An 18,449-nucleotide genomic window follows, 5' to 3' on the forward strand; every position below is an offset into this window, starting at 1 on the left:
CAGCAGCCGGGCGACCTCGGCGACCGCCGCGGACTTGGGGCCCCAGCTGATCCGCGGGTACAGGAACATCTCGTCGAGTCCGGCCTCGGCCAGGCGGCGCATCGCGAGGTCGTGGTCGTTGCGGCTGGCGACGGAGTTGAGGATGCCGCGCTCGTCGAGCGTGTGCAGCAGCTTGACGACGTCCTCGCGCACGGCCACCGCCGGGTCCTCCAGGAGGATCCCGTCCCACAGGGTGTCGTCCAGGTCCCACACGACGCACTTGATCCGCCCACGGCGGGAGTCGCTCCCGGTCGCCCCGCTCACTTCTGCCTGCCGCGGTAGATGGCGTCGGCGATGTACACCTGCTGAACCTCCGAGCTGCCCTCGATTATCTCCATGACCTTCGCGTCCCGGTAGAGCCGAGCGACCGTCGCGTCGGGTGCGCAGCCGGCCGCACCGTGGATCTGGACCGCGTCACTCGCGGCTCGCGAGGCCGCGGTCGAGGCGAAGTACTTCGCCATGAACGTCGCGGTGGTCGCCTCCGGATCGCCGCTGTCGCGCAGGGACGCCGCACGCTCGCACAGCAGCCGCGCCGCCGCCGCGCTGGTGGCCATGTCGGTGACCATCCGCCGGACGAGCTGGTGCTCGCTCAGCTCGGTGCCGCCCTGCCGGCGCCCGGCCGAATAGCTGACCGACGCGTCGAGGCAGGCCTGCAGTATGCCGACACATCCCGCCGCCACGCTCAGCCTGCCGATGTCGAGCGTGCCGGGAAGCACGGTGTGCAGCGCGAACCCGTCGGGTCCCAGCAACGCGTCCCCGGGGATGCGGCAGTCCTCGAAGTCGAGGTGCGCCACCATGCTCGCGCGGGTGCCGAGCAGCGATCCGACCGGGGTGATCCGCAGTCCGGGCGCGTCCCTCGGGACGAGGAACGCCGCCATCCCGGCGCCGGTCCTGGCGAACACCAGGAACAGGCCGGCGACCTGGCCGCCGGTGATCCACATCTTGCGGCCGTCGAGTACCCAGTCGCCGCCGCCGCGGGAGGCCGACGTGGTGATCGCGGCGGCGTCGCTTCCCGCCTGGGACTCGGTCAGGCAGAACGCGCCGAGCACGCTGCCGTCGGCCAGCACGGGCAGCCACCGCGACAGCTGCGGCTCGCCGCCCCACCGCACGACGGCCCAGCTGACCATGCTGTGCACGGTGAGCAGGCTGCGCAGCGACGAGCACCCGCGGCCGACCTCCTCGTGCTGGACGGCCAGCGACCGCATGTCCAGGTCCGCCCCACCCGCCCCGGCCGGGATCAACGCCGCCCACGCGGCCACCGCCGCGGCCTTGTCGAGCACGTCGCGGGGAACGCACTCGGTCGCGTCGAACCGCGCGGCACGCGGGAGCACCTCGGCGTCGACGAACGCCCGGAACGCCGCGCGGTCCAGCGGACCGGCCACGCCCGCCGTCGGGGTGGCCACAGGCGCCTGCCCGTTCACCGCGTGCCATCCACCAGCTCGCGTTGCCGTTCGACGAGCCCGGTCATGGCCTGGATGGTCCGGAAGTTGTCGAGGAACAGCTCCTCGTTGGGGATTCGGATGGCGAACTGGTTCTCCAGGAACGTCACGAGCTCCATCGCGAACAGGGAGTTCACGTAGCCGAGGGAGAAGATGTCCTCGGTGTCGTCGAGCTCCGCGGTGGGGTACCTGCCGTGGATGAACTCGCGGATTTCGGCGCTGGCCGACACAATCGCCTCTTTCGTGATCCCGGTCGACACCGGGGGAACTGGTTGACGGACAGTGCTCACCGGGCCCCGGGCCCGTAGGAGAAGAAGCCCTGGCCGGACTTCTTCCCGTGCAGTCCCGCATCGACCATCTGCCGCAGCAGCGGGCACGGTCGGTACTTGCTGTCCGCGAAGCTGTCGTGCAGGACCTCGATGCTGCGCAGGATCGTGTCCACCCCGATCAGGTCGGCCGTCGCGAGAGGACCCATGGGGTGGCCGAAGCAGGACACGAAGACCTCGTCGACGGCCGCGGCGTCGGCGACGTTCTCGTGCACCAGGAAGGCCGCCTCGTTGATGGTCAGCATGAGCACGCGGTTCGACACGAAGCCAGGGCTGTCCCCCACCCGGACGGCCCGCTTGCCCATCGCGGACAGCAGCTCCTCGGTGCGTTCGACGGTGGCGGCGGAGGTGTGGTACCCGGCGATCAGCTCCACGGTGTTCTTCATCGGGACCGGGTTCATGAAGTGGATGCCCACCACCCGGTCGGGACGTGTGGTGGCACCGGCGATCCTGGTGATCGGGATCGCGGAGGTGTTCGCGGCGATCACGCACTCCTCGGCGAGCACCTCGTCCAGGCGCCGGTACAGCTCGTTCTTCGCCGACCAGTCCTCGGTGATGTTCTCGATCACGTAGTCGGCCTCGCGCAGCGGGTCGAGCTCGGCCGCACACGTGATGGCGGCCATGATCGACTCGCCGTCCCTGAGCAGGTCCCGCCGCAGCATGCGCGCCATCCGGATGTCCTGTTCGATCCGCTGCCGGGCACGGGCGAGCACGTCCTCCCCCACGTCGACGAGGATCACGTCGTGGCCGTGCTCGGCGAGGCACTGCGCAACCCCGGTGCCCATCACGCCGGCCCCGACGACGCCCACTGGTCCCATCTGTTCGGCTCCTCCTGTCTCAACCGGACGGTCGGGTCAGGGCCGCGTCGTTCTGCCGGGCCCAGGTCGTGCCGAAGCGGGACGCGACCCCACCGGCCAGCTCGCCACCGTCCACGACGAGCTGCTGGCCGGTGATGTAACCGGCACCGTCCGAGGCCAGGAAGAAGAACGCCTCGGCGATCTCCTTCGGCGCGGCGTGCCGACCGATCGGAATGCCGCGATCGACCTCGGCGAGCATCTCGTCGGTGTACTCGGCGCGCTGCATGGGGGTGAGCACGTAGCCGGGACTCACGCAGGCGACACGCACGTACGGGCTCAGCTCGAGGGCGAAGCTGCGGCACAGCGCCAGAACACCCGCCTTGCTCGCGTTGTAGTCGGCGTAGTAGGGGTAGCCGACGGAGCCGTTGGTGGACGCCGTCGCCAGCAGCACACCACTGCGCCGCTCGACCATGACGCTCGCGGCGGCCCGCCACAGGCCCAGCACGCCGAGCAGGTTGACCTCGAGCACGCGGCTCGCCTCGGCCCTGGTGATGTCCAGGACCGCGTGCCGGATGCTGACGCCCGCGTTGGCGATCACCACGTCCAGCCGGCCGGTCCGGTGGTGCACGTCGTCCAGGACGGACTCGACCTGGGCCCAGTCCGTCGTGTCGCACCGAATCCACCCGCTCTCCCCGGTGTCCGGCTCCGGCGGGCGTAGGTCGAGGTTGACCACCCGGTCCCCCGCCGCCGCGAACCGCTCGGCCGTCGCGCGGCCGATCCCGCTCGAGGCCCCTGAGATCACCACTGTGCGCGTCAACGCGCCTCCTCGATCTGTCTCGTCGTCCCGGGGTGCCCTGTCGAGCACCCCGGGGTCCGCTGTGGACAGTGGTCAACCGAAGGTGTAGACCAGATCGGTCGGCACCCGGCGAAACGTCCGGTCCCGCCCGAGCGCGTCCGCCCGGCCGACCGCCACGGCGGAGACCAGCTCCTCGGTGTCGGTCAGACCGGCCCACAGCACGTCGTGCAGCACCGGAACCAGCTCACGCAGGTGGTACACGGCGTTCTTGCACCACTGCGAGTCCAGCGGCCGCCACTCCCCGGTCCTGCTCATCAACCAGCCCACCTCCAGCGCGGCGGCGACGCTGTCGGCGAAGGAGGCCTGGTCGCGGGACAGGTACCGGACAAGCTCGGCGCAGAAGGCGACGACGAGAGCGGGCTGGTCACCCAACTCGGCCGCGCACAGCAGGCCGAGCGAGTCCGCGTACGCCTCTTCCAGTGCCATCAGGCCGAAGGCGTCCAGCTCCGTGGACGGCTCGGTGCGGACCGACCCGCTCGTCCGCCGCCAGAAGTGCCCGAGATCGTGTGCTCGGAACCAGCGCAGCGACGCGGCGAGCACCTCCTCGATGTCGTGGGTGACCGGCGCCTCGAGCACGTCCTCCAGCAGCGGCAGGGAACACCGGCGCAGCCGCTCCCGGTGGATGTTGGTGAACACCACCGTGAAGTCCTCCGCCTCGACCTTCCCACCGGGGGACTCCAGCGGGAAGAAGTGCGCGAAGTTCTTGTGTCCGAACGCGCTGTGCCCGCCCGCCAGGAGCAGCGTCGACGTGTACATGGCGGGTATCGGCGCCTCGTCGTCGGCAACCGCCCCCAGCGTCAGGGCGACCTCGGCGACGACCTTCTCGCGTTCGTCGGTGACGTGGTCGACAGCACGCTGTGGCACGGGGTCGTGCACGGTGACGAGGAGCGACACCGGGTTCCGCACCTCGTTCTCGGCCCACGTGCCAAGGGGTCCGCAGTACAACCACCGGGCACTCCGCCGCGGTGGCCGCACCACGAACGGCGGCCACTCGCCGGTCTCCGCGAACCGGACGAGGGTGTCCACCAGCTGCCTCGCCTGCTCCGCGACCTCCCCGTCGGACTCCCCGTCCGCGAACGCCGCGAGGTTGCCGGCGGTCTCGCGGAACAGCCGCCGCGCCTGCGCGTCGTACTCCCGGTCGGTGACCACGTTGGGCCGGTCGAGCGTCGCCACACAGTCCAGGCACAGCTTCGCCCGGACGAGGTGCTGCCAGGTGTCCGGGAACTCCTCGCGGAGCATCTGGTAGTCGGGGTCGATGCGCACCGTGGCCGCGACCGGCTCCGCCCGGTGCCAGAACGGCCACGTCGCCGCTTTCTGAGACTGGGTGGTGATTGCCAATGTCAGACCTTTCTTCCCGCGGGCATCCGGTGCGGCTGCCCGCCTGTGATGAGGTCCGGTGACGTCACGACGACACACCGGTGGGCCGCGCGGGAGTCACGTCCTCCCGCACCGACTCGACCTCGACCGGCGCCTCCGGCACGCGCTGGCGGCCCCAGCGGGTGGGCGCGGCGAGATAGGCGAAGACGTGGCCCAGGTACTGCACGGTGAACCACAGCGGCAGGTAGGTCGCGAACGAGGGGATCGCGCCGTACACCACTGTGTGGACGACCGCCCAGGACACGACGCCGAGCGCGGCGGACAGCGCCACCGTGGTCGACATGTCGGTCTGCTGCTGGTCCCACGCCACCTCCGGGTCCGGCCGCAGGATCCGGCCGTGCAGCAGGCCGACCACGACCGCGCCGACCAGGCCGGCGACGCCGGCCTTGAGCATGGTGGCCGGACTGGTGCCCGCGTCCCCGATGAACAGCAGGTACCAGGCCCCGAGCAGCAGGCCGCCGAAGACGCCCGGAATGTGCCGCGCGGGTCGCCGCCAGTGCGCCGGCGCCGGCATCTTCAGCTCACGAGCGCCCGCCGGGGCGCGGTAGACCGGCGGCCAGATCAGTCCGGTGACCGCCTCGTAGCCGAAGTACGCGTCACCGGCCGACTTCTCCAGCCTCTTGTCGTACAGGACGCTGCCGATCACGTTGTAGACGTTGAGCACCGTGGCGAGCACGAGCAGGTCCGCGGTCATCGTCGGGATCGCGAAGAACATCCCGAAGAACGCGGTGTGCACCGGGAACCGGATCCACCGGCGAGAACCGACCTTCCACGGGACCAGCTTCGGCGCACCGCGACCGGACATCTGCGCCACCAGGGTGGTGGAGCCGAAGGCCAACCCGCAGTCGTACTCGACGAGGTGCAGCTCCCAGTACCACAGCCAGCTCAGCACGAACACGGCGCCGACGATGACGGCCGCGCCGCCGCGCAGGTCCCAGACGACCGCGTCGGAGCGGGTCCACAAGCTGGCGGCCACCAGCACGTAGACCACATTGCACAGTGACTCGACGGAACGCCATGCCAGTGAATCGACGTTCCACCAGTTCTTGATGCGTGCCTTGACCCTCAGAGTCGCGAGGACGGAGTGCTGGAGCCCGAACCCCGCCGCGAGCACCCCGTCGACGATCAGCACGTTGGTATCGGCCATGCTTGTTCTCCCTGCACCGCGCGCACTTGTGTTTCGTGGAGCGAAGACGCGTGTCCCGCGCGACCGGTCGGAGCGTCACGGTAGGACAGCGTCGGCTTCTATCTCGATCATCAGCTCCGGCTCGATCAGCGAACTGACCTCGACCATGGTCGCGGCCGGGAGCACTCCGCCGAAGAACTCGCCGTGCACCCGCCCGACCTCCTCCCAGCGTGAGATGTCGGTGACGAACATCCTCGTCCGCACGACGTGCTCGACATCCGCGCCCAGTTCCTTGAGGGCTCGAACGATTCGGGTGAGCGCCTCTCTCGTCTGCAGGCCGATGTCGGTTCCACCCACCGGGCCGCCGTCCTCACACGCCGCGGTGGTGCCGGCGACGACGATCATCTGTCCACAGCGGACCGCACGGCAGTAGCCGACCACCGGGCCCCATACCGAGCCAGCGGGCACCCGCTCCCACGTCATCTCGCGCTCACCTCGTCCGCGGCCGCGGTGGGCACTTCCGCCGGCTCGACCCCAAGTCCTTCCGGGACGATCCCGTCCCACTCCGGTGTCCTGGTCGCCATCGTCGGTTCGGCGGTCGGCCCGTCGCCCGCCACGGTCGTGCGCCGGAGCACCCGGCGGTGCCTCGCCGCGTCCCAGGTCCGCCCCCGGTGCAGCACACACCGGTTGTCCCAGATCACCAGATCACCCGGCGTCCACCTGTGCTCGTAGACGCAGTCGTCCGTCGTGATGCGCGCCAGCAGGTCGTCCAGGAGCGCACGGGACTCCTGGTACGGCATGTCCTCGATGTACCAGGCGTGCGCGCCGATGAACAGACCCTTCCGGCCGTTCACCGGATTGGTCCTGACCAGTGACTGCCTCGTCGGAGGGATCGCCCGTTCCTGCTCCGGTCGGAAGAGTCCCTTCGCGACGATGCTCCGCGAGTAGAGCAGGCTGTGCACCACGATGCGGTCGTCCAGCTCGCGCCGCAGGCTCTCCGGCAACGTCTCGTACCCGTGCCGCTGGCTGACGAACTGGGTCTCCCCGCCGCTCGGCGGAACCTCCCGCGCGGACAACAGTGAGTACTTCGCCGGGACCGGCTTGTAGGAACTGTCGCTGTGCCACACCTGGTTGCCGGACTGGTAGATCATGCGCTGGTCCGACCAGGAGAGCAGCTTTCCGTTCCCCTCGGGGTCCACATTGGACCAGTCAGCGAGGTTCGGATGGAGCCGCGCCTCGGTGCCGATGGTGCCGACCTGCGTTTCCAGCGGGCCGTACCACTCCTTCGTGAACTCCATCTGGCGCTCGTCGACGAACCGCTGGTCGGGCAGGACCAGTACCGAGTACTCCTGTTGCAGCGCCACCAACTCGTCAAAAAGTTCCTTGGCCGCCGGATCGTCTTTCGACAGGTCCGGAAGGTGAATGCCCTCGACGCGCGCGCCGAAGTGCGAATGAACCGGCGTGACCGTCAACCGGCCTGCCTGTTCGGTCATCAACAACTCTCCTCACGAGATTGACGAAAGCCCCCATCACGCCCGACGGATCGCCGTTGTCGCAGTTGGAGGACGGAGGACAACTTGGCGGGCCCCTCAGCGAACGTAGCGAACATCCCGGGGAACGCCAACCGCCTACCGGGACCACGCGGGACTCTGGCCGTCCTGCCCGCGCAGCAACAAAAGACAGCAACAAAGACAGCGCGTTCGGGACACCGCGGTGTCCCGAACGCGCGCTGCGCGCGAGGAGAGTCAACTCGAAGTCGTCGACCGTTCTTCCAACGCCGTGGCGAACCCCTGCCAGGCTTCCGCGCAGCCGCGGGCGATCTGCGCGACCAGGCCCGTGCAGTGCGGCGGTAGCGTGTCGAGGAGATCCCGCAGGTCCTTGGCGTCGACCATCCCCGAGTAGAGCAGGCGGAGCAGGTTGCGGCCCGACTCGCTGAACTTGAGCGAGGGATCGTTCTTCAGCCTCTCCAGGATCGCACGCAGGTCCTTGCGGCTGATGGAGTCACCGACGGCCGTTCCCGCGACCTCATTGCGCCTTTCCGGTTCACGCTTGGTCTCACCGGTCGTCTCGCTGCGTGGATGCGGCACCGAGCACTTCTCCCCGCGGTTCGCCTGCTCCCGCACGTCGCGGGCAGTGCTCACCGAGATGCCGGTCTTCGACGCGACCTCCCGCAACGTGGCGTTCGGGCTTCTCGCCAGGACCTCTTGTGCGCGGCGGCGGCCGGCATGGCGGTCAACCGGGCGGATCCGGCCATCGCGACCGATTCTCATGTTCGACTGCGGATCTTCCGCAGTCGAATCCCGTCGGATGGTTCGGATCGTTTTGTCCGAGAGCCCTGTCGCCGCGCCGATTCTTCGGTTCGACCACGACGGATGTGAGTTGAGGATGCGCAGCGCCGCCGCCTTGCGGTCGGACAGGGACAGCGGAAGCCCGTGAGCGGTATTGCGCATTACCGCTTGGATGAACGCCTCCTCTTCCGTGCCGTCGAAGAATCGCACCGTGATCGTCTGCCAACCACGCAGGCGGGCCGCCCGGTACCGATGCGCCCCGTCGATGACCCGCATGGTCGACCGATGCACGAGAATGGGTGGCAATGGCTCGTCGGTCTCGGCGAGCAGCTGCGTGTGGGCTGAATCCTCGCCTGTCGACCGCGGCGAACCCCCCAGGACCAGCAAGTCGAGGTCTACCTCGGTGACTTCGTCCGCTTCCTCCTGCGGTGTCATATCTGCGCTGACCCCCGCGAAATGCCGGAGGAATTCAAGCCACACAGGGATCTCTCGAAAACTCCTTCACGACCATGCGACTGCAGACGGAGACGGCTCACTCCCATGGCTCACTACCCCCAGTTACCTACGGCCGGTAACCATGTCCCCGGTGTCGATCAATCCAATATCGAAGTCTGGTCGCTGTAGATCTGGTGGTCAACACCAGATATTGATCATATTCGAGGCGATGAGGCCGCACAGGATTGTGGATCGCGTGTGCACGGCCTCGTTCGTGCAATCGAAGGGCCGGAATGCGTCCTGATTCGACAGTGCCGTGCCCGCCTCCTTCTCGCCACTGTCGAGCAGGTATTACCACCCCCTGTATGATCTCGTGAACCGCACCGAAGCAGACGACCGACGACGTGGATCACAAACCAACGTCAACTAATCCCACAGAAATCCACACACATCCCAAGTCGATCTGGCCGCCCGCTCTGCTGCGGTTGCCAACGCTGAGCTGCCAAGTAGCATCATGACCGAGCGGAGATACGTCGCCCCCACGCGTTGTCTATTGACATCCGGTTGTGCCCCCACCCACCGCCGCGGTGCAATCCGATCTTTCCCGTCTCCATTCGTTGGAAACATGCATGTCGCGGTGCGCCGAGGAAGCGAGCGGAGCAGCGTGCTACTCGACGGAAGCGAGGAACCTGTGGACGGGATCCGGGCGAGCACTGTCGACGGCCTGCTGCGGCGCAGCGCGGCACGCACTCCCGACCGCGTCGCACTGCGTTTCGGTGACCGGGAGTGGACCTACGCCGCCCTCGATCGGGGTGTGAGCCGGGTCGCCGGCATGTTCCGCCGGCGGGGACTGCACAGCGGCGACCGGGTCATCGCACACGGCCGCAACTCCGACGCCTACCTGATCGGGTTCCTCGCGTGTTCCCGTGCCGGTCTCGTGCACACACCGGTGAACACGGCGCTCACCGCCGAGGAGCTGCGGTATGTCGTAGACCTGTCCGGCGCCGCGGCGGCGCTCGTGGACGTCACCGCCGCCGAGTCGGTGCCAACCCCCCAGACCATCCCGTTGCGGGAAACCGAGGACTGCGTGCTGGACGCCGCACGCGAAGGCGCGGTTCCCGACATCGTGCCGGACGCCGCGGACTCGGATCTGGTGCAGCTGATGTTCACCTCGGGCACGACCGGACGACCAAAGGCAGCGAGACTCACCCATCGCTCGCTGATGCATCAGTACGTGTCCGCGATCCATGCCCTGCGGCTGGAGCCGGACGACCACCCCTTGCACGCGATGCCCATCTACCACGTCGCGCAGCTGCACACCTTCCTCGTCCCGTACCTGGCGATCGGAGCGACGAACGAGCTCGTCGAATCGCCGGTGGTCGACGACCTGCTCGACAGAGCGGAACGCGACCGGATCGGCTCGATGTTCCTCGCCCCGACCGTGTGGGTGCGCCTCGCGAACCACCCCGGGCTCGCGGCGCGCGAGCTCAGCTCGCTGCGCAAGGCCTACTACGGCGCGTCGACCATGCCGGGGCCGGTGTTGGAAAGACTGCGGCGGCAGCTGCCCACGCTTGGCTTCTTCAACTGTCTCGGGCAGTCCGAGGCTGGACCGCTGACCTCGGCGCTCCCGCCGGAGGAGCATGTCCGGCGACCGGAGTCCGCGGGGCGGCCGGTGCTGTTCGTGGAGCTGCGGGTCGTGGACCGAAGCGGTCGGGACGCACCTGTCGACGAGGTCGGCGAGCTGGTGTACCGGTCCCCGCAGTTGTGCGACGGCTACTGGAACGCACCGGAGGCGACCGCCGAGGCGTTCCGCGACGGCTGGTTCCACTCGGGCGACCTGGCACGGCTCGACGCCGAAGGCTATGTCTTCATCGTGGACCGGATCAAGGACGTCATCAACACGGGCGGCGTCCTGGTCGCGTCCCGTGAGGTCGAGGACGTCCTCTACACACACCCGGCGGTGGCCGAGGCGGCGGTCGTCGGCACGCCCGACCCGCAGTGGATCGAGGCGATCACGGCGGTGGTGGTGCCACGGTTCCAGGTCGCGGAACGAGAACTGCTCGACTACGCCCGCGAACGACTCGCCGGTTTCAAGGTGCCCAAGCGCGTCCGGTTCACAGATCACCTTCCGCGCAACGGTGCGGGCAAACTGCTCAAACGAGTGCTGCGGGACCAACTCGCGTCGAGCTCGGAGTAGACCGTCACATCCAGGACCGCATGATGTATCGACCACGTGATCCACAGAGCCCACAAGAATGAATACCCGTAGTCCGCTCCGGTCTTGGTGCCGATCACCAGCTCACCCGAGCCAATGGCCGCCGCGGCCCAGACCGGGCCCGGCCCCGCTGTCCTGATCCGGCGTGCCACCGTCTACAACATGAATGTTCTCCGCATCAAAGTGCGCCCGGCGTGAATTACCGAAATCCGTAGAAGACGTGCCACAGCGTGAGTACCATTGGGGACCATGGGGCCACATGATCAAGGCCGCCACCCGAGAAGGACGTAGACCATGGGCTTGTTGATGATGGCCGTGCTGGTGACCCTGATAGTTCTTGGACTGCAACGTAACCACTACCGCAGGCGCAACCACCTCGCGGGTAGTCAGAACGTCGAGGATCGCGATCTCGACCGGCTGGTCGCGGAACTTCGCGCACGACGCTGACCGCCAGAAGCATTCGGGTCAGTATCGCCGTCAAGACGGCAACTGTCCCACTCGGTCGCCAAGATTCCGATGCGGGAATTCCCGCAGGTATCGCCGACATGATTCCTGAGTACCGCATCGCAAGTCTCCGGTGAAAGACAACTCGCGGTGCCGCGGTGCCTCCCCCACCCTTCACAGGATGACGATGCACAACCAGTCCCCGGCAGCGACAGAGACGTTCAGCCGTCTGCATCTCAACGAGAATCCGCTGGGAGCGAGCCCGAATGCCATGGCCGCGGCGGAGCTGGCGCTTCGCGACATCAACCGGTACCCGGATCCAGCGCACACCGGGTTGATCCGGGCCATCGCGCGTCGCCGCGCCGTCGACGAAGCGCGGATCGCGGTGGGCAACGGGGTCGACGAGGTCATCCTCATGATCGCCCTCGCCTTCCGCGCGGAGTCGAGACTCGTCCTGTTGAACAGCCAGACCTTCCAGGTCTATGCGAGGAGTGTGCGGGCCGTCGGGTTGCCGAGCATCGAACAGCCGCTCCGCGACTACCGCATCGACGTGGAGCGGGTCGTCGCGTCATTCGCCGAAGGCGTACGGCTCGCCTTCGTCTGCAACCCGCACAATCCCACGGCCGCGTTGCTGTGCGAGGAAGAGGTCCACTCGCTCTGCGCTGCCGCCCAGCGCCACGACGCCGTCGTCGTGTTCGACGAGGCCTACGCGGAGTACGTCCCGGAGCAGGACTTCGCGTCGGCGATTCCGCGGGCCGCGGCGGGCCGCAACGTCTGCGTCATGCGAACGTTCTCCAAGGCCTACGGGCTCGGCGGCCTCCGCGTCGGCTACCTCATCGGCGATCCGGACGTGATCGCACGGATCAACAAGGTCCAGAGCGCGTTCCCCTTCCACGTCAACCGGATCGCGCAAGCGGCGGCCGAGGTGGCCCTCGCGGACGAGGAGTTCCTCGAACGGACGCGAACCAGCAACCGGGATGCTCGCGACCTGCTCTGTCGCGGACTGGACGAGCTCGGTGTCGAGCACCTTCCCTCGAAGACCAACTTCGTGTTGATCCGGTTGCCCGGGCTGGGGTCGCACGTCGCGGAGACCCTTCGACGCGCTGATCGAACGCTCGTGCGCGACACCGCCGACCTGGGACTGGTCGACTACCTGCGCGTGTCGGTCGGCAGCGCGGACGAGGTGGTCTCGTTCCTGCGCAAACTCGAGAAGGTACTCCACCAACAGCGCGACACCTGAACGTTGCCCGGATGACGCTGTTCGTGGTCCCGCGATGAGACGCAGCGGCGTGATCAGCACCCGCCGCCCCGGTGGTGAGCGATGGCAACTGTTCCTCGGCATCGACCCGGCCGGTGGCTGGGAGTTCGAGAACCCCTCAGGTCCGGGCGGTCGTCTCGTGGGTCAGCGTTTCGGGTACGGAAGGGCGTGACTATCGGGCACCTTCACCGCACGCTCCAGGAACGGAAGCCCTCTCGTGGGCGCTCTCGCGGGGGGAGGTGGTGGTGAGAGTGGCGCGAAAGTGAGGTGAAAGTAGCCGCGGTCAGGCTCAGCGGCTGGGTGGGGGCGCCTGACATCGTTCCGGCCGCAGGGGAAGAGGGACCGCAGTGAAGATATCCGTGTTCGGCAGATTCGAAGTCGTCGGACCGCGCGGGACGATCCGCATCACCGCGCGTAGGCAGCAGATCATCCTGGCGACGTTGGTCTGGCACGCGAACCGGGTCGTCGGGATCGAGTCGCTGATCGACGCGCTGTGGGGTGCGACGCCGCCGGACACGGCGCGCAGCCAGGTCCACATCTGTGTGTCGGGTATCCGCAAGCGGCTCGCCCGCAGCGGCCTGCACCAGCTGGTGGGCACGGAGTCGCCCGGTTACCTCGCGCGGGTCGGCACCGGGGAGCTGGACCTGCACGTGTTCGACAGCCTCGTCACCCGGGGCCGCACCCTCATGGGCGCCGGTCAGCCGGACGAAGCGAGCCGGTGCCTCGCCGAGGCGTTGGCGCTGTGGCGGGGCGAGCCGTTCGCGGGCATCGGCAGCGAGCGCGTCCAGTCGATGGTCACGCAACTCGTCGAGCGGTACATCACGGTGAGCGAGGACTACTTCCAGCTGCAGAACCGGCTCGGACGGTCCGCGCACGTCGTCGGGGATCTCATGGCGCTGGTGGAGCGCCACCCGTTCCGGGAGCGGCTGCGGGGCGAGCTGATGGTCGCCCTCTGCCACACCGGCCGTCAGGCGGAGGCGTTACGCGAGTACCGGCACACCCGCGCGTTGTTCGTCGACGAGCTCGGCGTCGAGCCGAGCTGGGAGCTGCGGCGGCTGGAGCAGGACATCCTCGCCAACCGGGTCACCGCGCCGGCATGACGGGGTCACCGCGCGGGGTAGTCACCGGTGAAACAGGCCGTGCAGAAGCCGGTCGACCCGCTCGCCGCGGCGACCATCGCGGCCGCCGGCAGGTAGCCGAGCGAGTCGGCGCCGACCAGCTCGGCGATCTCCGCCGGCTCCAACCGCACCGCCACCAGCTCCCGCGCCGATCCGATGTCGACGCCGAAGAAGCACGGCCAGCGCACCGGGGGCGACGCGACCCGTACGTGCACCTCGGCCGCGCCGGCCTCGCGGAGCAGGGCGACGACATGCCGCATCGAGGTGGCCCGCACGATGGAGTCGTCCACGACCACCACCCGGCGCCCCGCGACCGCGGGCGCGATCGGCCGCAGCTTCAACCGGACCGCGCGCCTGCGCTCCCCCGGCGACGGCTGGATGAAGCTGCGGTTGGCGTAGGTGCTGCGGAACAGGCCCTCGCCGTAGGGGATACCGCTTTCCCGTGCGTAGCCGAGGGCGGCCACCCGGGCGGTGTCGGGTACCGGGATCACCACGTCGGCGTCGGCCGGCTCGTGGCGCGCGAGCGCCGCGCCGAGCGCATCCCGCACCGAGAACACCGACCGGCCGCCGATCACCGAGTCGGGCCGGGCGAAGTACACGTGCTCGAACACGCACAGGGCGGGCTTCGCGGCCGCGAACTGCCGCGTGTGGACACCGTGCTCGTCGATCTCGACGAGCTCTCCCGGCTCGACGTCGCGTTGCCCGGTCGCGCCGAGGCCGTCCAGCGCCGCGGTCTCCGACGCGACGGCCCAGCCGCCGTCGGGGAGCCTGCCGAGGCTCAGCGGCCGGAAGCCGTGCGGGTCGCGGGCCGCGAGCAGGGCACCCGAGGAGACCCCCACGAGCGAGAACGCGCCGCGGGTTCTCGGCAGCACCGCCGCCATGGCGTCGCCGAGGGTGCCGGGTTCCGGCCCGAGCAGCGAGGCCAGCCGCCGGGTGTCCGACCGGGCGCCCCCGTCCCCCGCCGCGCCGACCCGCGCCGGCACCGGCAGCTCGGTCAGGTTCCCGTTGTGCGCCAGCGCGAAGTCCGGCCGCCAGGAGTCCCGCTCGTGGAAGGGCTGGGCGTTGTCCAGCGAGGAGCCCGCGGACGTCGAGTACCGGACGTGCCCGATCCCCACGTGGCCGCGCAGACCACTGGTCACCTCCGCCCGCAACACCTCGGCGACGAGTCCCATGCCCAGGCGCGTGACAATTCCGTTCTTGTCGCCGACGGAAATACCGGCCGACTCCTGACCACGGTGTTGCAACGCGAACAGACCGTCGGTGAGCAATTCCGCGACATCGACGCCGGGGGTCCAGATACCGACGACACCGCATTCTTCACCTGCGTCTCCGTCGATCATGGGCACTCCTGTGCAGCGCAGGGGAAAGGGCCTCCAGGATGCGCCATTCGGCTATCGCCCGACTATCACGGGAAAACGAAGGGAAACTGCCCATATTTTGCCGGCAGAACTGCCGGTCGGCGCCATTTTCCACGTTTATGGTCGACCCAACGAATTTCGGGGATTGGAGGGAAGTGACGCTCACGGAGGAATGGTCTGCGGAGCTGGGGGTCTGCCCCGGGCTCGACGTCCTGGTGACCAGCGTGGCATCCGACTCGCACACCTGGAACCTCGTCTACCTGCAGCTGGCGCTGGAGGAGCTGGGGCACCGGGTGTACAACCTGGGCGCCTGTGTGCCCGACGACCTGCTGGTGGCGCAGTGCCGGCTGCGGCGACCCGACCTGGTCGTGGTGAGCAGCCTGAACGGGCACGGCCGCCACGACGGGCTGCGGGTGATCGAGAAGCTGCGCGCCTGCCAGGAGCTCGCCGCCACGGCGGTCGTCATCGGCGGGAAGCTCGGCATCCGCGGTCCCGGCCGCCCCGCGCACACCGCACTGCTGCGCGCCGCCGGCTACGACGAGGTCTTCGGTGACGGCGCGGGGATCGGCTCGCTCGCCGCGTTCATGCGGCGACTGGTGGCAGAGGTGCGGCCATGACATCTCCCTCGTTCGGTGACTTCGTCGCCGACGCCCGCCGCGCCGGCCGGCTGGTGGTCCAGCCGCGCATGGGCTTCGGCGACCCGGCCACGATGCGTGCCGGGCTACTCGCCACCCGGCGCGCGAGCGCCACGACGGTCGGCACGATCACCGTGGACAGCTACACCAGGGTCGGCGACACCGCGGGCGCACGCGCGGCCCTCGCGGCGGGCGCGGACCTCAACGGCTATCCGATCGCGGCACACGAGGACGCCACCACCGCCGCGGTACTCGCCGGCGTCGACTTCCCGGTGCAGGTCCGGCACGGCTCGGCCGTGCCGGAGGAGATCGTCGCCACGCTCATCCGGCTCGGCCTGCACGCCACCGAGGGCGGCCCGATCTCCTACTGCCTGCCCTACAGCCGGCTGCCGGTGGCGGACTCGGTGCGTAACTGGACCCACTGCTGCCGACTGCTCGCGGGGCTGCGGGAGACCGGCGTCGAGCCGCACCTGGAGAGCTTCGGCGGCTGCATGCTCGGCATGCTCTGCCCGCCGGGCATGCTGGTGGCGATCTCCGTGCTGGAGGCCATGTTCTTCCGCCAGCACGGCCTGCGCAGTGTCTCGCTGAGCTACGCCCAGCAGAGCAACGCGACCCAGGACCACGAGGCCGTGCTCGCGCTGCGCCGCCTGGCCGGGGAGCTGCTGGCCGACCTGGACTGGCACGTCGTGGTCTACGCGTACATGGGCATGTACCCGCGCACGCCACACGGCGCGACGCGGTTGCTCGGCGAGGCCGCGCGGCTGGCCGTGCGCACCGGGTCGGTCCGGCTCATCGTCAAGACCGTCGCCGAGGCGCATCGGATCCCCACCGTCGAGGAGAACGTGGCGGCACTGGAGCACGCCGCGGCGGTGGCCGCCCGGGAACCGGCCGTGAACGCCACCGACAGCGCGGACTCGGAGGTCTACGCCGAGGCCCGGGAGCTGGTCGAGGCGGTGCTCGAACTGGACGACGACCTCGGCCGCGCGCTCACCGAGGCGGTCCGGCGCGGCTACCTGGACGTGCCGTTCTGCCTGCACCCCGACAACGCCGGCCGCGCCCGCAGCTACCTCGACCGGGACGGCCGGCTCTCGTGGTCGCGGACCGGCGCGCTGCCGTTGCCGGCGCGGTCCGCGCGCACGACCGAGCTGACCGCGGCCGACCTGCTCGCCTCCCTGTCCTACGTGCGGCGGAAGTTCGACGGGCTGGCCGCACACGACCACCTGACCGCGGCCAGCTGACGAGCCACGGCACACCGAGGAGTGAGGGAATGACGCAGCACCACGGTCAGGACGGACCGGCGGCGGACCCGCGCGAGCACCTGACGAGCCCGGTCACCCGCGCGGCGCTCCGGATCCAGCACGGCGTGCTCACCGCGGCCAGGCAGTTCCTGTCCGCCCAGGGGTTCACCGAGCTGATGCTGCCGATCATCGGCCCGGTCACCGACCCGGGCGCCCGTGGCGCGAAGCAGGTCGACATCGACTTCTACGGTCACCGGTACAAGCTGATGACCAGCGCCATCCTGTACAAGCAGGCCTCGCTCACGGCGTTCGACCGGATCTTCTGCGTCGCGCCGAACGTGCGGCTCGAGCCGCTGGAGACCGCCGGCACCGGACGGCACCTCGTCGAGTTCCACCAGATCGACGTCGAGGCGGCGGACGCGAGCCGCGAGACGATCATGGCGGTGGCCGAGGGGCTGGTCACGCACGTGGTGCGGGCGGTGAGCACCGGCCTGCCCGAGGAGCTCGACCCCCTCGGCCGGGACACGAGCGCATTCGCCGACCTGGTCGCGGAGTCGTTCGAACGCCGCACCCACGCCGCGGCCGTCACGGACCTGCACGGCACCGGGCACGACCAGAACCCCGACGGCGAGATCGACTGGGTCGGCGAGGCCACCCTGTCCCGCAAGGCGAGCAAGCCGTTCTTCCTCACCGACTACCCCAAGGGCTCGCGCGGGTTCTACGACCGGGAGTCCCGCGAGCACCCCGGCTTCCTGCGCAACTTCGACCTGATCGCCCCGGAGGGCTTCGGCGAGCTGTGCAGTGGCAGCGAACGCGAAAACGACTACGCCACGATCGTCGCGCGGATGCGGGAGACCGGCGAGAACCCGGCCAAGTACGGCTGGTACCTGCGCATGGTGCGGGAGGGCGTCCCGGCGAGCGCGGGCTTCGGCCTCGGGCTCGAGCGGCTCACCCGCTACGTCGCCGGCGTCGAGTCGGTGTGGCAGGCCAGTGCGTTCCCCAAGGTCGCCGGGGTCCCCGCGCCATGACCGGCCGCGTGCGGGCGGAGAACTTCCCCGAGGCGGAGGTCCGCCGCCGGGCCGGGGCGGGCCGGGCCGGCGCCTTCCCGGAACCCGGCGGCTATGGCCGGTCGCTGTTCGGCGCCGCTGATCCGCGGTGCGTGGCCGACCCGCTGGACGCGCTGCGGCTGGTGCCGCCGGTGTTCATGCCCCGGCGCCTGGAGAAGCTGATCGGGCTGGGGCGCGAGCCCGGCTACCCCGACGTCGAGTCGGACACGTCGATCGGCGGGTTCTCCTCGCCGCTGCCGCTGTACCTGTCCGCGTTCGGGTCGACCAGGGTGGCGAGCACCGACCTCGGCGTCGCCGCGAGCCGGCAGGCCGCCCGCCTCGGCCTGCCGATGGTGGTGGGCGAGAACGTGGTGCCGGTCAACGGGTACGGCCGGCTGGCACCGGCGGGCGAGTCGCTGCTCGCCAGGATCTCCGCCTACGCCGACGAGGTGCC

General features: G+C 69.5%; 18 protein-coding genes and 1 pseudogene. 8 read left to right on the top strand and 11 right to left on the bottom strand.

Annotation, left to right across the window (positions count from 1 at the left end; genetic code table 11):
* The 10 genes from ACJ73U_RS36940 to ACJ73U_RS36985 all read right to left on the bottom strand — a co-directional run.
* Window positions 1–303: HAD-IIIC family phosphatase (locus ACJ73U_RS36940; RefSeq protein WP_407782404.1), on the bottom strand; the 303-nt coding region annotated here is incomplete at its 3' end.
* Window positions 300–1,442 (bottom strand): acyl-CoA dehydrogenase family protein, encoded by a 1,143-nt coding sequence (locus tag ACJ73U_RS36945; protein WP_407782405.1) that lies wholly within the window; start codon window positions 1,440–1,442, stop codon window positions 300–302. The genes ACJ73U_RS36940 and ACJ73U_RS36945, both read right to left, overlap by 4 nt.
* A gap of 14 nt (window positions 1,443–1,456) precedes the next feature.
* Window positions 1,457–1,708 (bottom strand): acyl carrier protein, encoded by a 252-nt coding sequence (locus ACJ73U_RS36950; protein WP_407782406.1) that lies wholly within the window; start codon window positions 1,706–1,708, stop codon window positions 1,457–1,459.
* Window positions 1,709–1,764: 56 nt separating this feature from the next.
* Window positions 1,765–2,622, bottom strand: coding sequence for a 3-hydroxyacyl-CoA dehydrogenase family protein (locus ACJ73U_RS36955; RefSeq protein ID WP_407782407.1), 858 nt, complete (start codon window positions 2,620–2,622; stop codon window positions 1,765–1,767).
* A gap of 19 nt (window positions 2,623–2,641) precedes the next feature.
* Window positions 2,642–3,418 (bottom strand): SDR family NAD(P)-dependent oxidoreductase, encoded by a 777-nt coding sequence (locus tag ACJ73U_RS36960; RefSeq protein WP_407782408.1) that lies wholly within the window; start codon window positions 3,416–3,418, stop codon window positions 2,642–2,644.
* Window positions 3,419–3,490: 72 nt separating this feature from the next.
* Complete coding sequence (locus ACJ73U_RS36965) at window positions 3,491–4,795, bottom strand: hypothetical protein (protein ID WP_407782409.1); 1,305 nt, start codon at window positions 4,793–4,795, stop codon at window positions 3,491–3,493.
* Between the two features lie 64 nt (window positions 4,796–4,859).
* Entirely contained in the window at window positions 4,860–5,981 is a 1,122-nt protein-coding gene (locus tag ACJ73U_RS36970; protein ID WP_407782410.1) for a hypothetical protein, read from the bottom strand.
* Between the two features lie 75 nt (window positions 5,982–6,056).
* Window positions 6,057–6,443 carry a RidA family protein gene (locus ACJ73U_RS36975; protein WP_407782411.1) on the bottom strand — a complete coding sequence of 129 codons (387 nt, stop codon included), beginning with the start codon at window positions 6,441–6,443 and terminating at the stop codon, window positions 6,057–6,059.
* A complete protein-coding gene (locus ACJ73U_RS36980; RefSeq protein WP_407782412.1) occupies window positions 6,440–7,453 on the bottom strand; it encodes a TauD/TfdA dioxygenase family protein in 1,014 nt (337 codons plus the stop codon). The genes ACJ73U_RS36975 and ACJ73U_RS36980 overlap by 4 nt, the downstream gene beginning before the upstream one ends.
* A gap of 252 nt (window positions 7,454–7,705) precedes the next feature.
* Entirely contained in the window at window positions 7,706–8,683 is a 978-nt protein-coding gene (locus ACJ73U_RS36985) for a ParB/RepB/Spo0J family partition protein (RefSeq protein WP_407782413.1), read from the bottom strand.
* Window positions 8,684–9,347: 664 nt separating this feature from the next.
* On the opposite strand from ACJ73U_RS36985, the gene ACJ73U_RS36990 reads away from it, so the two are divergent.
* The 4 genes from ACJ73U_RS36990 (at window position 9,348) to ACJ73U_RS37005 (ending at window position 13,700) form a co-directional block, all read left to right on the top strand.
* Window positions 9,348–10,880, top strand: a complete 1,533-nt coding sequence (locus tag ACJ73U_RS36990) for a fatty acyl-CoA synthetase (RefSeq protein WP_407782414.1) — start codon at window positions 9,348–9,350, stop codon at window positions 10,878–10,880.
* A 312-nt stretch (window positions 10,881–11,192) separates the two neighbouring features.
* Window positions 11,193–11,345, top strand: a complete 153-nt coding sequence (locus ACJ73U_RS36995; protein WP_407782415.1) for a hypothetical protein — start codon at window positions 11,193–11,195, stop codon at window positions 11,343–11,345.
* 178 nt (window positions 11,346–11,523) lie between these two features.
* On the top strand, window positions 11,524–12,582 hold the full coding sequence (locus ACJ73U_RS37000) for a pyridoxal phosphate-dependent aminotransferase (RefSeq protein WP_407782416.1): 1,059 nt from the start codon (window positions 11,524–11,526) through the stop codon (window positions 12,580–12,582).
* Between the two features lie 377 nt (window positions 12,583–12,959).
* Window positions 12,960–13,700: a BTAD domain-containing putative transcriptional regulator gene (locus ACJ73U_RS37005; protein ID WP_407782417.1), complete on the top strand. Its 741-nt coding sequence runs from the start codon at window positions 12,960–12,962 to the stop codon at window positions 13,698–13,700.
* A 5-nt stretch (window positions 13,701–13,705) separates the two neighbouring features.
* Here ACJ73U_RS37005 and purF read toward each other — a convergent pair whose 3' ends face one another.
* Window positions 13,706–15,058 carry an amidophosphoribosyltransferase gene (gene purF, locus ACJ73U_RS37010; protein WP_407782418.1) on the bottom strand — a complete coding sequence of 451 codons (1,353 nt, stop codon included), beginning with the start codon at window positions 15,056–15,058 and terminating at the stop codon, window positions 13,706–13,708.
* A gap of 173 nt (window positions 15,059–15,231) precedes the next feature.
* Between purF and ACJ73U_RS37015 the strand changes: the two genes are divergently transcribed.
* From ACJ73U_RS37015 to ACJ73U_RS37030, 4 genes and pseudogenes are all read left to right on the top strand, one after another.
* On the top strand, window positions 15,232–15,693 hold the full coding sequence (locus tag ACJ73U_RS37015) for a cobalamin B12-binding domain-containing protein (protein ID WP_407782419.1): 462 nt from the start codon (window positions 15,232–15,234) through the stop codon (window positions 15,691–15,693).
* The gene (locus tag ACJ73U_RS37020; protein ID WP_407782420.1) at window positions 15,690–16,949 is read left to right on the top strand and encodes a methylaspartate mutase; all 1,260 of its coding nucleotides are present in this window, start codon (window positions 15,690–15,692) and stop codon (window positions 16,947–16,949) included. The genes ACJ73U_RS37015 and ACJ73U_RS37020 overlap by 4 nt, the downstream gene beginning before the upstream one ends.
* A 29-nt stretch (window positions 16,950–16,978) precedes the next feature.
* Window positions 16,979–17,977: an asparagine synthetase A gene (locus ACJ73U_RS37025; protein ID WP_407782421.1), complete on the top strand. Its 999-nt coding sequence runs from the start codon at window positions 16,979–16,981 to the stop codon at window positions 17,975–17,977.
* A pseudogene (locus tag ACJ73U_RS37030) lies at window positions 17,974–18,449 on the top strand (glutamate synthase); the annotation flags it as partial. The gene ACJ73U_RS37025 and the pseudogene ACJ73U_RS37030, both read left to right, overlap by 4 nt.

It is taken from the genome of Actinophytocola sp. (assembly GCF_045807065.1).
Lineage (GTDB): Bacteria > Actinomycetota > Actinomycetes > Mycobacteriales > Pseudonocardiaceae > Actinophytocola.

What these genes read in the sequence shown, in the direction of transcription:
- ACJ73U_RS36955 (WP_407782407.1), bottom strand. Translation starts at nt 2,622, where the DNA reads ATGGGACCAGTGGGCGTCGTCGGGGCCGGCGTGATGGGCACCGGGGTT.
- ACJ73U_RS36970 (WP_407782410.1), bottom strand. Translation starts at nt 5,981, where the DNA reads ATGGCCGATACCAACGTGCTGATCGTCGACGGGGTGCTCGCGGCGGGG.
- ACJ73U_RS36975 (WP_407782411.1), bottom strand. Translation starts at nt 6,443, where the DNA reads ATGACGTGGGAGCGGGTGCCCGCTGGCTCGGTATGGGGCCCGGTGGTC.
- ACJ73U_RS36980 (WP_407782412.1), bottom strand. Translation starts at nt 7,453, where the DNA reads ATGACCGAACAGGCAGGCCGGTTGACGGTCACGCCGGTTCATTCGCAC.
- ACJ73U_RS36985 (WP_407782413.1), bottom strand. Translation starts at nt 8,683, where the DNA reads ATGACACCGCAGGAGGAAGCGGACGAAGTCACCGAGGTAGACCTCGAC.
- ACJ73U_RS36995 (WP_407782415.1), top strand. Translation starts at nt 11,193, where the DNA reads ATGGGCTTGTTGATGATGGCCGTGCTGGTGACCCTGATAGTTCTTGGA.
- ACJ73U_RS37000 (WP_407782416.1), top strand. Translation starts at nt 11,524, where the DNA reads ATGACGATGCACAACCAGTCCCCGGCAGCGACAGAGACGTTCAGCCGT.
- purF (WP_407782418.1), bottom strand. Translation starts at nt 15,058, where the DNA reads ATGATCGACGGAGACGCAGGTGAAGAATGCGGTGTCGTCGGTATCTGG.
- ACJ73U_RS37020 (WP_407782420.1), top strand. Translation starts at nt 15,690, where the DNA reads ATGACATCTCCCTCGTTCGGTGACTTCGTCGCCGACGCCCGCCGCGCC.
- ACJ73U_RS37025 (WP_407782421.1), top strand. Translation starts at nt 16,979, where the DNA reads ATGACGCAGCACCACGGTCAGGACGGACCGGCGGCGGACCCGCGCGAG.